The organism is Enterobacter sp. HK-058-C-ECC (assembly GCF_047531125.1).
GTDB lineage: Bacteria > Pseudomonadota > Gammaproteobacteria > Enterobacterales > Enterobacteriaceae > Enterobacter > Enterobacter quasiroggenkampii.
Window position 1 is genome coordinate 201,060 of the sequence record NZ_JBLKCH010000004.1, and the last position, 15,697, is coordinate 216,756.

At 55.5% G+C, this 15,697-nt stretch carries 9 protein-coding genes; 7 read left to right on the forward strand and 2 right to left on the reverse strand.

The annotated features are described in order from the left end of the window. Positions 1 to 43: 43 nt before the first annotated feature. Entirely contained in the window at positions 44 to 2,680 is a 2,637-nt protein-coding gene (gene gyrA / locus ACMWJS_RS10880) for a DNA topoisomerase (ATP-hydrolyzing) subunit A (RefSeq protein ID WP_048224205.1), read from the forward strand. A 135-nt stretch (positions 2,681 to 2,815) separates the two neighbouring features. After that, complete coding sequence (gene rcsC, locus ACMWJS_RS10885) at positions 2,816 to 5,662, forward strand: two-component system sensor histidine kinase RcsC (protein WP_104950479.1); 2,847 nt, start codon at positions 2,816 to 2,818, stop codon at positions 5,660 to 5,662. A gap of 111 nt (positions 5,663 to 5,773) precedes the next feature. Here the strand turns inward: rcsC and rcsB are convergent, their stop codons facing one another. After that, positions 5,774 to 6,424: a response regulator transcription factor RcsB gene (gene rcsB / locus ACMWJS_RS10890; protein WP_003859405.1), complete on the reverse strand. Its 651-nt coding sequence runs from the start codon at positions 6,422 to 6,424 to the stop codon at positions 5,774 to 5,776. 16 nt (positions 6,425 to 6,440) lie between these two features. Then, on the reverse strand, positions 6,441 to 9,113 hold the full coding sequence (rcsD, locus tag ACMWJS_RS10895) for a phosphotransferase RcsD (RefSeq protein WP_063622157.1): 2,673 nt from the start codon (positions 9,111 to 9,113) through the stop codon (positions 6,441 to 6,443). 743 nt (positions 9,114 to 9,856) lie between these two features. On the opposite strand from rcsD, the gene ACMWJS_RS10900 reads away from it, so the two are divergent. The 5 genes from ACMWJS_RS10900 (at position 9,857) to ACMWJS_RS10920 (ending at position 15,641) form a co-directional block, all read left to right on the forward strand. Further along, the gene (locus ACMWJS_RS10900) at positions 9,857 to 10,969 is read left to right on the forward strand and encodes a porin OmpC (protein WP_048224198.1); all 1,113 of its coding nucleotides are present in this window, start codon (positions 9,857 to 9,859) and stop codon (positions 10,967 to 10,969) included. 116 nt (positions 10,970 to 11,085) lie between these two features. After that, a complete protein-coding gene (apbE, locus tag ACMWJS_RS10905; protein ID WP_045908705.1) occupies positions 11,086 to 12,141 on the forward strand; it encodes an FAD:protein FMN transferase ApbE in 1,056 nt (351 codons plus the stop codon). 72 nt (positions 12,142 to 12,213) lie between these two features. Next, on the forward strand, positions 12,214 to 13,272 hold the full coding sequence (gene ada, locus ACMWJS_RS10910) for a bifunctional DNA-binding transcriptional regulator/O6-methylguanine-DNA methyltransferase Ada (protein WP_414747053.1): 1,059 nt from the start codon (positions 12,214 to 12,216) through the stop codon (positions 13,270 to 13,272). Beyond that, the gene (alkB, locus tag ACMWJS_RS10915) at positions 13,272 to 13,928 is read left to right on the forward strand and encodes a DNA oxidative demethylase AlkB (protein ID WP_414747054.1); all 657 of its coding nucleotides are present in this window, start codon (positions 13,272 to 13,274) and stop codon (positions 13,926 to 13,928) included. Before ada ends, alkB begins: the two co-directional genes overlap by 1 nt. Positions 13,929 to 13,997: 69 nt before the next feature. Next, the gene (locus ACMWJS_RS10920) at positions 13,998 to 15,641 is read left to right on the forward strand and encodes a multidrug ABC transporter permease/ATP-binding protein (protein ID WP_045908765.1); all 1,644 of its coding nucleotides are present in this window, start codon (positions 13,998 to 14,000) and stop codon (positions 15,639 to 15,641) included. Positions 15,642 to 15,697: the final 56 nt, after the last annotated feature.

The window sequence follows — 15,697 nt, forward strand, 5'->3', positions numbered from 1 at the left end:
TGCGACCTTTGAATCCGGGATACAGTAGAGGGATAGCGGTTAGATGAGCGACCTTGCGAGAGAAATTACACCGGTTAACATCGAGGAAGAGCTGAAGAGCTCCTATCTGGACTATGCGATGTCGGTCATTGTTGGCCGTGCGCTGCCGGACGTCCGCGATGGCCTGAAGCCGGTACACCGTCGCGTACTATACGCCATGAACGTATTGGGCAATGACTGGAATAAAGCCTATAAAAAATCTGCCCGCGTCGTCGGTGACGTCATCGGTAAATATCACCCGCATGGTGATACCGCCGTTTATGACACCATCGTTCGTATGGCGCAGCCATTCTCCTTGCGCTACATGCTGGTAGATGGCCAGGGTAACTTTGGTTCAGTCGACGGCGACTCCGCTGCAGCGATGCGTTATACGGAAATCCGTATGTCGAAAATCGCTCATGAGCTGATGGCCGACCTGGAAAAAGAGACCGTTGATTTCGTCGATAACTACGACGGCACCGAGCGCATCCCAGATGTGATGCCCACCAAGATCCCGAACCTGTTAGTGAACGGTTCGTCCGGCATCGCGGTCGGTATGGCAACCAACATTCCGCCGCACAATATCACTGAGGTGATCAACGGCTGTCTGGCCTATATCGATGATGAAGACATCAGCATTGAAGGGCTGATGACACACATTCCGGGCCCGGACTTCCCGACGGCGGCGATCATCAACGGTCGTCGCGGTATTGAAGAAGCGTACCGTACCGGCCGCGGCAAGATTTACATCCGTGCCCGCGCCGAAGTGGAAGCGGACGCCAAAACCGGCCGTGAAACCATCATTGTTCACGAGATCCCGTATCAGGTGAACAAAGCGCGTCTGATTGAAAAAATCGCCGAGCTGGTAAAAGAAAAACGTGTTGAAGGCATCAGCGCGCTGCGTGACGAGTCTGACAAAGACGGTATGCGCATCGTGATTGAGATCAAACGCGATGCAGTGGGTGAGGTTGTCCTGAACAACCTGTACTCCCAGACGCAGCTTCAGGTCTCCTTCGGTATCAACATGGTTGCACTGCACCATGGTCAGCCGAAGATCATGAACCTGAAAGAGATCCTGAGCGCGTTCGTCCGTCACCGCCGTGAAGTGGTGACCCGTCGTACCATCTTCGAACTGCGCAAAGCGCGCGACCGTGCGCACATCCTTGAAGCGCTGGCGGTTGCGCTGGCCAACATCGACCCGATCATCGAACTGATCCGTCGTGCGCCAACCCCGGCGGAAGCGAAAACTGCGCTGATTTCCCGTCCGTGGGATCTGGGCAACGTCGCCGCGATGCTGGAACGTGCGGGCGATGACGCGGCGCGTCCTGAGTGGCTGGAACCTGAATTCGGCGTGCGTGACGGTCAGTACTACCTGACTGAACAGCAGGCCCAGGCGATTCTGGATCTGCGTCTGCAGAAACTGACCGGCCTTGAGCATGAAAAACTGCTCGACGAATACAAAGAGCTGCTGGAACAGATTGCTGAGCTGCTTCATATTCTGGGCAGCGCAGAGCGCCTGATGGAAGTGATCCGCGAAGAGCTGGAGCTGGTCCGCGATCAGTTCGGCGACGAGCGCCGCACCGAAATCACCGCCAACAGCGCGGACATCAACATCGAAGACCTGATCAACCAGGAAGACGTTGTTGTGACCCTGTCTCACCAGGGCTACGTGAAGTATCAGCCGTTAACCGACTACGAAGCACAGCGTCGTGGTGGTAAAGGCAAATCTGCAGCACGTATTAAAGAAGAAGACTTCATTGACCGCCTGCTGGTGGCGAACACCCATGACACGATCCTCTGCTTCTCCAGCCGTGGCCGTCTGTACTGGATGAAAGTCTATCAGCTGCCGGAAGCAAGCCGTGGCGCGCGTGGTCGTCCAATCGTTAACCTGCTGCCGCTGGAAGCGAACGAACGTATCACCGCTATCCTGCCGGTACGCGAGTACGAAGAGGGCGTGAACGTCTTTATGGCGACCGCCAGCGGTACCGTGAAGAAAACCGCGCTGACCGAATTCAGCCGTCCGCGTTCTGCCGGTATTATCGCCGTGAACCTGAACGAAGGCGACGAGCTGATTGGCGTGGATCTGACCTCCGGTTCCGATGAAGTGATGCTCTTCTCTGCTGCCGGTAAAGTGGTGCGCTTCAAAGAAGACGCCGTTCGTGCAATGGGCCGTACCGCGACGGGCGTGCGTGGTATCAAGCTGGCTGGCGAAGACAGCGTTGTTTCCCTGATTATTCCGCGCGGTGAAGGGGCTATCCTGACCGTGACGCAGAATGGTTACGGTAAACGTACGGCGGAAGGGGAATACCCAACCAAGTCTCGCGGCACGCAGGGCGTAATCTCCATCAAGGTGACCGAGCGCAACGGTTCCGTTGTCGGCGCGGTGCAGGTGGATGATGCGGACCAGATCATGATGATCACCGATGCCGGTACGCTGGTGCGTACCCGCGTGTCTGAGATCAGCGTGGTGGGTCGTAATACCCAGGGCGTGATCCTCATCCGTACAGCGGAAGATGAAAACGTGGTGGGTCTGCAGCGCGTTGCTGAGCCGGTGGATGACGAAGAGCTCGACTCCATCGACGGTAGCGTCGCGGAAGGCGATGAGGATATCGCGCCGGAAGCCGACACCGACGATGACGTAGCGGATGACGCTGACGAGTAATGTCTCCTGATGCAAAAAAGGGCCGGATTCCGGCCCTTTTCTTTTGCACAAGCAGATAAGTCAACGTTGCGACCTGGCGCGTTTACCGCTACCTTAACCACATTCTTTTGACCCCGACGGCGGAGCCTCGCCCCCTTGAAATACCTCGTCTCCTTTCGTACTACGCTGAAAGTCTCTCGCTATCTGTTTCGGGCGCTGGCGCTCCTGCTTTGGCTGCTGGTAGCCCTGTTCTCGGTGTTTTACATTGTTAACGCCCTGCACCAGAAAGAAGCGGAGATCCGCCAGGAGTTTAACTTAAGCTCCGACCAGGCCCAGCGCTACATTCAGCGGACGTCTGACGTGATGAAGGAGCTGAAGTATATTGCCGAAAATCGTCTGACGGCGGAAAACGGCATCCTTGCGCTTCGCGGGCGTGATGACAAAACCGAAGTCCCGGACTTCCAGCCGCTGTTCCCGGATTCCGATTGCTCCACCATGAGCAATACCTGGCGCGGCTCTCTGGAATCGCTCGCCTGGTTTATGCGCTACTGGCGCGACAATTTCTCCGCCGCCTATGACCTGAACCGCGTCTTCCTGATTGGCAGCGAGAATCTCTGCATGGCTGACTTTGGCCTGCGCGACGTGCCCGTTGAACGTGACGATGCGCTGAAAAGCCTGCATGAACGTATTGTCAAATACCGCAATGCACCGCAGGACGAGCGCGGCAATAACATCTTCTGGGTGAGCCAGGGCCCGCGTCCGGGCGTGGGCTATTTCTACGCCCTGACGCCGGTTTATCTCGGCAATCGCCTGCAGGCGCTGCTGGGGATTGAGCAGACCATTCGCATGGAAAACTTCTTCACCCCGGGCAGCCTGCCCATGGGCGTGACCATTCTGGATGAAAACGGTCATCAACTGATCTCGCTTGCCGGGCCTGATAACCGTCTAAACGTCGAACCGCACTGGATGCAGGAGCGGTCGTGGTTTGGCTATACCTCAGGTTTCCGCGAGCTGGTGCTGAAGAAGAGCCTGCCGCCTTCGTCGCTCAGTATCGTCTATTCGCTGCCGGTGGATATGGTGCTTGAGCGGATACGCATTCTTATCATGAATGCGATTCTGCTCAACCTGCTGGCGGGGGGCGCGCTATTTACGCTGGCGCGCATGTATGAGCGGAAAATCTTTATTCCTGCCGAAAGCGACGCCCAGCGACTGGAGGAACACGAGCAGTTTAACCGCAAGATTGTTGCCTCGGCGCCGGTGGGGATCTGTATTCTGCGTACCCAGGACGGGACCAATATCCTGAGTAACGAACTGGCACATAACTACCTGAACATGCTGACGCACGAAGACCGGCAGAGGCTGACGCAAATTATCTGCGGTCAGCAGGTTAACTTTGTCGACGTGTTGACCAGTACGCACACCAACCTGCAGATCAGCTTTGTGCATTCCCGTTATCGCAATGAAAACGTGGCGATTTGCGTGCTGGTGGATGTCTCCGCGCGCGTGAAGATGGAAGAGTCGTTGCAGGAGATGGCGCAGGCGGCAGAGCAGGCCAGCCAGTCGAAGTCCATGTTCCTTGCCACCGTCAGCCACGAGCTGCGTACGCCGCTGTACGGGATCATCGGTAACCTCGACCTGCTGCAGACTAAAGAGCTGCCGAAAGGCGTCGACCGGCTGGTGACGGCGATGAACAACTCCTCCAGCCTGCTGCTGAAGATCATCAGCGATATTCTCGACTTCTCTAAAATCGAGTCCGAGCAGCTGAAAATCGAGCCGCGCGAGTTTTCGCCGCGCGAGGTGATGAACCATATCAGCGCCAACTATCTCCCGCTGGTGGTGCGTAAACAGCTGGGGCTCTACTGCTTTATCGAACCGGACGTGCCGCTGACGCTGCACGGCGATCCGATGCGCCTGCAGCAGGTCATCTCTAACCTGCTCAGCAACGCCATTAAATTCACCGATACCGGCTGTATTGTGCTGCACGTCTGCCGGGCGGGGGATTACCTGAGCATTCGCGTGCGCGACACGGGCGTCGGCATCCCGGCGAAGGAGGTGGTTCGTCTGTTCGATCCGTTCTTCCAGGTCGGTACCGGCGTGCAGCGTAACTTCCAGGGAACCGGACTGGGGCTGGCGATTTGTGAGAAGCTCGTCAGCATGATGGATGGCGATATCTCCGTGGATACCGAGCCCGGCATGGGCAGCCAGTTCACCATCCGCATTCCGCTCTATTCGGCGCAGTATCCGGCAAAAGCCACGGTAGACGGGCTGAGCGATAAGCGCTGCTGGCTGGCGGTGCATAACGCCTCGCTGAATGACTATCTGACGGCACTGCTTACCCACAGCGGCGTGAGGGTGTGCCGCTATGAAGGTCAAACACCGGACGTGGACGATGTGCTGATCGCCGACGAGATGCCAGAACAGCCGTGGCAGGGGAGAGGGTCAGTGCTCTTCTGCCGTCGCCACATCGGTATCCCGGTTGAGCGTGCGCCAGGAGAATGGGTACACAGTGTCGCCACCCCGCACGAGCTGTTGAGTCTGCTTGCGCGCATCTACAAAGTGGAACTGGAAGAGAGCGACGGCGCGGGCGGACTGCCGTCACCGGAGTCTCTGGCGTCGGTGAATGACGATATGATGATTCTGGTGGTGGATGATCATCCGATAAACCGTCGCCTGCTGGCTGACCAGCTTGGATCGCTGGGCTACCAGTGCAAAACCGCCAATGACGGCGTGGATGCGCTGAACGTGCTGAGTAAGAATCATATTGATATCGTGCTGAGCGACGTCAACATGCCTAATATGGATGGCTACCGTCTGACGCAGCGCATCCGACAGCTTGGCCTGACGTTGCCAGTGGTGGGCGTAACGGCGAACGCGCTGGCGGAAGAGAAGCAGCGCTGTCTGGAGTCAGGCATGGACAGCTGTCTGTCGAAACCGGTGACGCTGGACGTGCTGAAGCAGACATTGTCGATTTACGCGGAGCGCGTGAGAAAAACGCGGATATAAAAAAGGCCCGGAAGGGCCTTTTTTAATTGCCCGGCGGCACTGCGCTTGCGCGGGCCTGCGGGTTTTGTAGGCCGGGTAAGCGCGAGCGCCACCCGGCATAAACAGCGGAGATCAATCCTTGTCGGTTGCGCTCAGCGTGACGGAGGAGAGATAGTTCAGCAGAGCAATATCGTTATCCACGCCCAGCTTCATCATCGCTGATTTCTTCTGGCTGCTGATGGTTTTAATACTGCGGTTCAGCTTCTTGGCAATCTCGGTCACCAGGAAACCTTCTGCGAACAGGCGCAGAACTTCACTCTCTTTCGGCGACAGGCGTTTGTCACCGTAGCCACCCGCGCTGATTTTTTCCAGCAGACGAGAAACGCTTTCAGGCGTGAACTTCTTGCCTTTCTGCAGCGCCGCAAGCGCTTTAGGCAGATCGGTCGGTGCGCCTTGTTTCAGCACAATCCCTTCGATGTCCAGATCCAGTACCGCGCTCAGGATCGCCGGGTTGTTGTTCATGGTCAGAACAATGATCGAGATATCCGGGAAGTGACGTTTAATATATTTGATGAGCGTGATCCCATCACCGTATTTGTCTCCAGGCATGGAGAGATCGGTAATGAGCACGTGTGCATCAAGCTTTGGGAGGTTATTGATCAGTGCTGTAGAGTCTTCAAATTCACCGACTACATTCACCCACTCGATCTGTTCAAGTGATTTGCGAATACCGAACAGTACAATCGGATGGTCATCGGCAATAATTACGTTCATATTGTTCATGTATAAGGCTACCTTGCTACAGCAAGCTTTTGACGTAGGCGTCAATGTCGCTGATGTATTTTTCAATGCCAGAGGCATCTTTCTCACGAATTAGATGTTCCAGCGTTTCACATAACTGCTTGCCGGGAACCAGATTAAGCATGGCAAACACCCCTTTAAGCCGGTGTGCTGTCTGTGCCAGCGCTGCAAAATCATTCGCAGCGGACTCAGTATACAACCGCTTAACATCATCTGGTACTGTATCAACAAAGAGTGAATAGTATCCGCTGGCGTGAAGCTCGGCATTTTCATTACCGCCTAACGGTGATTCCGCTATCTCTTCCTGCGCCAGCTGCTCTTCTATTAGTTGTAGTACAGCTTCCTGCATCGCATTGCTTATATTAAAGTTGACGCGCAGCTGGCCAGGGCCGATTTTCCGCACGCCTGACTCATCATCGCTTAAAAGCAAGCCGGAGGCAGTAAGATTAGACGGATTATCAGTTAAAAACAGATCAAATTCTTGACTTGCAAGTCTTTCATCCGGCGTGATGCAGGCCGCACCCCAGTTTTCTAACTGACGAACGACAATATTGCGGATCTCGTTCGACGTAACATCGACCATCACCACGACATCATCCAGCAGACGCTCTTCATCTTCTTCCTGCGGATTGGCCGCCATTTTCACGTGCAGAGAATAGCGGGTGCCGAGAGATTCACGGGCCTTGATATTGAGATGGCCCCCGAGCTTACGCGCCAGCTGATCGCACAGCCAGAAGGTTAGGGCATTGGCCTTGCCGTAGCGATCGCTTTGCGTGTCATTCAGGAACGGGAAGTGCAGATTATCAATTTCACTCGTGGTGACGCCTTCCCCGGTGTCCAGAATGCGGAACGTCAGGCGGTCTTCTGCCGACTCCTCCGTACTGACTTCGAGGGTGATCTTGCCGATCTGCGTGGTGGTCACTGCGTACTGAATAATCATCAACAGTATGCGGCGCAGTGCTTCACGATCGCCGTGGCGTTCATCATTTGCCGGGAGATTGTTATTGATCAGCAGCTGCAGCCCTTTGCGCTTAATCACGGGCAGGACTTCCGGAACCACTTCATCGATCAGATCCTGAATGGAGAAGAGGGTGGGGGTTCCCTTCCAGAAATCATTCTCCAGCATGTTCGCCAGCTGGATCTCATCAACCATTCTGACCAGCGAGTCGGCCTGACAGGCAAGCTGGTGGCTTTCTGACGTATTTAACGCCGCCGCCTGGGTCGCCAGCGTTTTTAACGGCTGCTTGAAGGCATCGCCAATGTTCTGCATAAATGCGGCGCGCCCCTGCTGGTTTTTCTCATACAGTCTTTGCGCCTGCTTGAGCTTTTTATTCACCAGCACTTCGCGATCCTGATCGCGGATGATGAAGATTTGTGTGCGGGGAGCCACCTGGCTGCGGAACTGGCGGATCTCGTACAGTTCATTGTTGATGGTGGCCTGAATCACCCCCTGGTGCTGATCCGCCATGGTGGTGATGTTCTGCAGGTTAAGATGCGGCAGCAGATGGTCGGCAATTTTATTGCTCATTACCGTACGATTTGCTTCCTGATCGTGAACTAAGACCCCAAGCGGCAGCACGGAAACAATCTCTTCATTCAGCGCGCGTAATACGCGCAGCTCATTGCTGGTTCCGGCCGGGACCGCCGCGGCGTCGCTCTGACGTCCCGACTGGAAGCGGAAGGTGCTGTAGCCAAATAGCGCCAGCGCCAGCAGACCGATATTCAGCAGCAGAGGCAACAGGATATTTTGCAGCGTGTCGAGCAACAGCGTACCAAACGGCACCTGCCACACCAGACGCATACCAGTCGAGTTCAGGGATGAGGCAATTTCGATTTTTGAACCGTTAAAGGAGATCGATACGCTCTCTGCGGCCTCTTTGTCAGACGCCGCACGCATGTTCTGGGTGCTGCTGTCGGGCTCCAGACGGAAGCTATCGAGCGGCATATCCGGCGGGATTAAATCATTAATGGGTAAATCGAAGGCGACCACCGTCGCCAGATGTCCTGGCTGGTTGAAGGTGGTGCGCAGAGTAAAATAATGACCGTTTTGCCAGGCCAGGCGGCGCAGAGAAGAGAAGCTCTCACGTTCATCAAGGGCGTTCGCCTGCTGCAGCATCTCTGCCCGGCGGGAATCGACGATGCTGCCCACGGTGGTCTCTTTAAACCCGGAAGAGAGATCTTTTAACGGCAGCGTTGAGATCAGGATCATGCTGTTGTCCTGACCGTTCAGATAGTACATCGACCATGGCACCGTTTCGGCACCCCAGAGGGTATCCAGATAGGTCGAAATACGCTGCGTCATCTCAAGCGTCGCGCTGTCGTGAGAGCCAAAAATAAGCGCCTCAGTCTTACGCTGCGGTTTTTCGAGGTAATAGACATCCTGCTTAAGCCGTGTCTCCTGAAGTCCATCTCCGGATGAGGAGGCCGGTGCAGCTGCAATATTGTCGTAAATCTGCCAGGTGGCGTAGCGCCAGGTATCGATGCGCTTATGCACGGCGTGGGTGATATCGACGACCTGATAGCTTTTGTCCTTCAGCCAGGCATTAACCGCGCTTTGTACCATCACCCCCATGGTCACTAACAGCACAACGATCAAAAGAAGAAAGAAACGGGTGATGCTCCCGGGGAGGAGGGAGAATTTGCTCGGGGCGGTGGTTTCAGTCTGACTCATTGATATCTTTAACCCGTCATGGTCATGCTCTGTGGCGATAGGGCAGTATAAAGGGTAATAACTGAATTTCCAGCGCCACTGTCCGGGAAAAGGCGACTTTTTCAACGGACAATATCGGCAGCGTGTGGCGCAGTAAACATGTACAAACACGCCGTGCGCGTACAAATAATAAGTGCGCTCAGCCAGCAAATAGCACGAATTAACAAGAAATTAAGTTTTACATCAATTGTGCGTTCGCGAAGGACGGCCGATGAGAATTTAGTTAATAGTCGTTACAATTTCGGCGCGGTAGCACAAAAAATGAGAAGTTACGTAAAGAAAGGTAAAAAAAAACCGAATGCGAAGCATCCGGCTCAATTAGGGATAAACAGACATTCAAAACTGAATGACGGTAATAAATAAAGTTAATGATGATAGCGAGAGATATTTTAGAGATTAGGTGCGATCTTGTTTTGTCATTCAGTGCTGTAACGATTTTTATTATAACCTATTGATTATTATGGTTCTGTTTTTTCTTTTGATTATAAGTGCTAAATTTCTAAGCTATTTGTGCTTTGTAAAAGTTCCTTGATTTTTACATTTTGAAACATGTTGACTGATAAATGAAACATCTTCAAAGTTTTCGTATCATATTCGCGTTGGATTATTCTGTAATTTTGCGGAGAATGAAATTGCCGACTGGTTAATGAGGGTTAACCAGTAAGCAGTGGCAATTATAAGGCATATAACAGAGGGTTAATAAAATGAAAGTTAAAGTACTGTCCCTCCTGGTACCAGCACTCCTGGTGGCAGGCGCAGCAAATGCGGCCGAAATTTATAACAAAGATGGCAACAAATTAGATCTGTACGGTAAAGTTGATGGTCTGCACTATTTCTCTGACGACAAGGGTAACGATGGCGACAAGACCTACATGCGTCTTGGCTTCAAAGGCGAAACTCAGGTTAACGATCAGCTGACCGGTTACGGCCAGTGGGAATATCAGATCCAGGGCAACACCAATGAAGGTGACAACCAGTCCTGGACGCGTGTGGCGTTCGCAGGTCTGAAGTTTGCTGAAGCTGGCTCCTTTGATTATGGTCGTAACTACGGCGTGATTTACGACGTGACCTCCTGGACCGACGTGCTGCCAGAATTCGGCGGTGACACTTATGGTGCCGACAACTTCCTGCAGTCTCGTGCTAACGGCGTGGCAACCTACCGTAACCAGGACTTCTTCGGTCTGGTTGATGGCCTGAACTTTGCTCTGCAGTATCAGGGTAAAAACGGCAGCGTAAGCGGTGAAAACACTAACGGTCGCAGCCTGCTGAACCAGAACGGCGACGGCTACGGTGCATCCGTGACCTATAACCTGGGCGAAGGCTTCAGCGTGGGTGGTGCGATGTCCTCCTCCAAACGTACCGCCGACCAGAATGCAGCTGGCGTATACGGTAAGGGCGATCACGCAGAAGTCTATTCTGGTGGCCTGAAATACGATGCCAACAACATCTATCTGGCAGCGCAGTACTCTCAGACCTACAACGCAACCCGTTTCGGTACCTCTAACGGCAGCAACCCAACTACCGCTTACGGCTTTGCCAACAAAGCGCAGAACTTCGAAGTGGTTGCTCAGTACCAGTTCGACTTCGGCCTGCGTCCATCCGTGGCTTACCTGCAGTCTAAAGGCAAAGACATCGAAGGTTACGGCGATCAGGATCTGCTGAAATATGTTGATGTGGGTGCGACTTACTACTTCAACAAAAACATGTCCACCTACGTGGATTACAAAATCAACCTGGTTGATGAAAATGACTTCACCCGTCAGGCGGGTATCGGTACTGACGATATCGTCGCGCTGGGCCTGGTTTACCAGTTCTAATCGCGTTAACGTGTGACGTAAGGGGGCCTGATGGCCCCCTTTTTTGTGCTTCTCAGATTCTCACAACGCCCCTGTTTTGGTGTACTCTTGCCGCCCTGGCATGAGGATAATAATGAATGGACATGACTTTTTTACGCGCCAGCTTTCTGGCTATGCTTTTTTTCCTGACCGCGTGTAACGATCCCGCGACCGTGGCGAAAACCGATGCACCTGCCGCGACGGTGCTCGAAGGTAAAACGATGGGCACCTTCTGGCGCGTCAGCGTGATGAACCTCGATAAAACACGCACGGATGAACTTCGCGGCAAAATCCAGTCGCAGCTGGACGCCGACGATCAGCTGCTGTCGACCTATAAAAATGACTCGGCGCTGATGCGCTTTAACCTTTCGACCAGCACCTCTCTGTGGCCGGTGAGCGAGGCGATGGCCGATATCGTGACCGAGGCAATGCGCGTGGGTTATAAAACCAACGGGGCGATGGATGTGACCGTCGGTCCTCTGGTGAACCTCTGGGGATTTGGCCCCAATAAACAGCCGGTGAAGACGCCCGAACAGGCGGCCATTGATGACGCCCGCGCCCGGACAGGGCTACAGCATCTGACCGTGATCAACCAGTACGGGCAGCAGTACCTGCAAAAAGATATTCCCGATCTGTTTGTCGATCTGTCGACGGTCGGGGAAGGCTATGCGGCGGATCATCTTGCTGCACTGATGGCGCAGGAAGGGATTTCCCGTTATCTGGTCTCGGTGGGCGGCGCGTTGGTCAGTCGGGGCATGAACGCCAGCGATAAACCGTGGCGCGTAGCGATTCAAAAACCGACCGATCGGCAAAATGCCGTGCAGGCGATAGTGGATATCAACGGACATGGCATCAGCACCTCCGGAAGCTATCGCAACTATTACGAGCTTGACGGGAAGCGTATTTCGCACGTGATTGATCCGCAGACCGGACGCCCCATCACGCATAACCTGGTCTCGGTAACGGTCATTGCCCCCACTGCGCTGGAAGCGGATGCCTGGGATACCGGATTAATGGTTCTCGGCCCGGAAAAAGCCAAAGAGGTGGTCCGTCAGGAGGGGCTGGCGGTTTATATGATCACCAAAGAGGGCGACGGGTTCAAAACCTGGAGCTCGCCGCAGTTCAACAGTTTCCTGGTCAGCGACAAAAATTAAAAAGCAAGGTTGCGGGTTTTTTATCGGTGGCGCTCAGGCACGCTCTATGTATGCTTATACGAGGAGCCGATCATGAAAAACCCAACCTTAATGACCGATGAGGATCGCTGGCAGGCCGTGCTGGCCCGCGATCCGCTCGCTGACGATCAGTTTGTCTTCGCCGTACAGACGACGGGTATTTTCTGCCGCCCGTCGTGCCGTGCCCGCCACGCGCTGCGTAAAAATGTCCGTTTTTATCCTGATGCCCGGCATGCCGCTCAGGCGGGCTTTCGTCCGTGCAAGCGCTGCATGCCGGACAAACGCGATCCGCAGGCGCAGAAGCTGGCAAAAGTGGAACATGCCTGCCGGCTTCTGGAGCAGGATCCCGCGTTAACCCTGGAGAGACTGGCGGAGCAGGTTGCCATGAGTCCTTTCCATTTCCACCGCCTGTTTAAGTCGGTAACCGGCATGACGCCCAAAGCCTGGCAGCAGGCGGCGCGGGGTCAGCGTCTGCGCACCGCGCTTACGCAGGGAGACAAAATTACCGATGCCGTGCTGGCGGCGGGGTTTCCCGACAGCAGCAGCTATTATCGTAAAGCCAACGATGCGTTGGGCATGACGGCGAAGCAGTACCGTAAAGGAGAGGTGGCCGTGCGGTATGCCATCCATGACTGTTCGTTAGGACGCTGTCTGGTTGCCGAAAGCGAGCGGGGGATCTGCGCGATTCTGCTGGGTGACACCGATGCGGAAGTCACCGCAGAGCTTGCCACGCAGTTTCCAAAAGCTACGCACGCGCCGCTGGACGACGCCTTTGTGCAGCGGATCCATCAGGTCATTGCCAGTATTGATAACCGCGACGTACCGCTTGCGCTGCCGCTGGATATTCGCGGTACCGCGTTCCAGCAGCGCGTCTGGCAGGCCCTTCGCACTATTCCCTGCGGCGAAACGGCAAGCTACCAGCAGGTGGCGCAGGCGATTGGTCAACCCGGTGCGGTACGCGCCGTAGCAGGCGCCTGTGCGGCAAACACGCTGGCAATTGTGATCCCCTGTCATCGGGTGGTTCGCAACGACGGTGCGCTGTCGGGCTATCGCTGGGGGACGGCGCGAAAAGCGCTATTACTGAAACGTGAGGCGAAACGCCGGGAGGAATAATGCTCGATCTTTTTGCGGATGCTGAACCCTGGCAGGAACCGCTTGCGCCAGGGGCGGTGATCCTGCGCCGCTTTGCTCTCTCCCGTGCGGAGGCATTGCTTGCCGGTATTGAAGAGGTGACGGCGGTTTCACCGTTTCGCCATATGGTGACGCCGGGCGGCTACACCATGTCGGTGGCCATGGCCAACTGCGGCGAACTGGGCTGGGCGACAAACGAACGTGGGTATGTGTATGCTCCAAACGATCCCACGACCGACCGGCCGTGGCCTCCCATGCCTGCGGTTTTTCAGGCACTTTGTCACGAGGCTGCCGTGGCGGCGGATTATCCTAATTTTCGTCCTGATGCCTGTCTGATTAACCGCTACGCCGTCGGTGCGAAGCTCTCGCTGCATCAGGACAAGGATGAGCCCGATCTGCGCGCGCCTATCGTTTCGGTATCGTTAGGCCTGCCCACCGTCTTTCAGTTTGGGGGATTACGCCGCAACGATCCGCTCAAACGCATCATGCTGGAACATGGCGATGTGGTGGTGTGGGGCAGGGAATCGCGGCTTTATTATCACGGCATTCAGCCGCTGAAACCCGGCGTTCACCCCCTCACGGGCGAGTACCGCTTTAATCTGACCTTCCGTCAGGCGGGGATGCGTAAACTAAAATAAGAATTATTCTTGATGTCCGCGCAGGGCAGTTTACACTGCTCGCTGATTTTTATTGTCCGGATTGCCTGCATGCAACTACTTCTCCTCGTCTGGCGTCAGTACCGCTGGCCCTTCATCGCCGTTATGGCGTTAAGCCTGGCCAGCGCCGCACTGGGTATTGGCCTGATCGCGTTTATTAACGTGCGGTTGATTGAAATGGTCGACACCTCGCTCTCCGTATTGCCGGAGTTTCTTGGCCTGCTGCTGCTGCTGATGGCGGTTACGCTCGGCTCCCAGTTGGCGCTGACCGCGCTCGGCCACCATTTCGTTTTTCGCTTGCGCAGTGAGTTTATCAAGCGGATCCTGGACACCCAGGTCGAGCGCGTTGAGCAGCTCGGCAGCGCCTCCCTGCTGGCGGGGCTGACCAGCGATGTACGCGCCATTACCATCGCGTTCGTTCGTCTGCCCGAGCTGGTGCAGGGGATCATTCTGACCTTTGGCTCGGCGGCCTATCTCGCCTGGCTCTCCAGCAAAATGCTGGCGGTGACTGCGCTGTGGATCGCCATTACCATCTGGGGCGGTTTTGTCCTGGTGTCACGCGTCTATAAACACATGGCGGTGCTGCGCGAAACCGAAGATAAGCTCTATAACGACTACCAGACGGTACTGGAAGGGCGCAAAGAACTCACCCTGAACCGCGAGCGCGCCGAGTATATCTTTAACCATCTCTATATTCCGGACGCGCGCGAATACCGGCATCACATCATTCGCGCCGATACCTTCCACCTGAGCGCGGTGAACTGGTCAAACATTATGATGCTGGGCGCCATTGGCCTGGTATTCTGGATGGCGAACAGTCTGGGCTGGGCGGACACCAACGTCGCGGCAACCTACTCGCTGACGCTGCTGTTTTTGCGCACGCCGCTGCTCTCGGCGGTTGGCGCGTTGCCCACCTTACTGAGTGCGCAGGTGGCCTTTAATAAGCTCAACAAATTCGATCTCGCGCCGTTTAAAGCCGAATTCCCGCGCCCGCAGGCCTTCCCTGACTGGCAGACGCTGGAGCTGCGTAACGTCACGTTCCGCTATCAGGACAGCGCCTTCTCCGTGGGGCCGGTCAACCTGACGATCCGCCGCGGCGAGCTGCTGTTCCTGATTGGCGGCAACGGCAGCGGTAAATCGACGCTGGCGATGCTGCTCACCGGGCTTTATCAGCCGCAGTCGGGCGAGATTTTACTGGATGGCAGAGCGCTGAGCGCGGAGAAGCCCGAGGATTACCGCAAGCTTTTCTCGGCGGTGTTCACCGACGTCTGGCTGTTTGAGCAACTGCTGGGCCCGGAAGGGCAGCAGGCCAATCCTGCGCTGGTGGAAAAATGGCTGGCGCAGCTGCAGATGTCCCACAAGCTGGAACTTCAGGACGGTAAAATTCTCAATCTGAAGCTTTCCAAAGGGCAGAAAAAGCGCGTGGCGCTGCTGCTGGCGCTGGCGGAAGAGCGTGACATCATTCTGCTGGATGAGTGGGCGGCGGATCAGGACCCGCACTTCCGCCGCGAGTTTTATCAGGTGCTGCTGCCGCTGATGCAGCAGATGGGTAAAACCATTTTCGCCATCAGCCACGACGATCATTACTTTATTCATGCCGACCGTCTGCTGGAGATGCGCGACGGCAGGCTGAGCGAGCTGACCGGTGAAGAGCGCGATGCAGCCTCGCGTGACGCGGTGGCGCGTACGGCCTGATGCCCTCACCCTAACCCTCTCCCACAGGGAGAGGGGATAATCGTGGCCGTAATGCT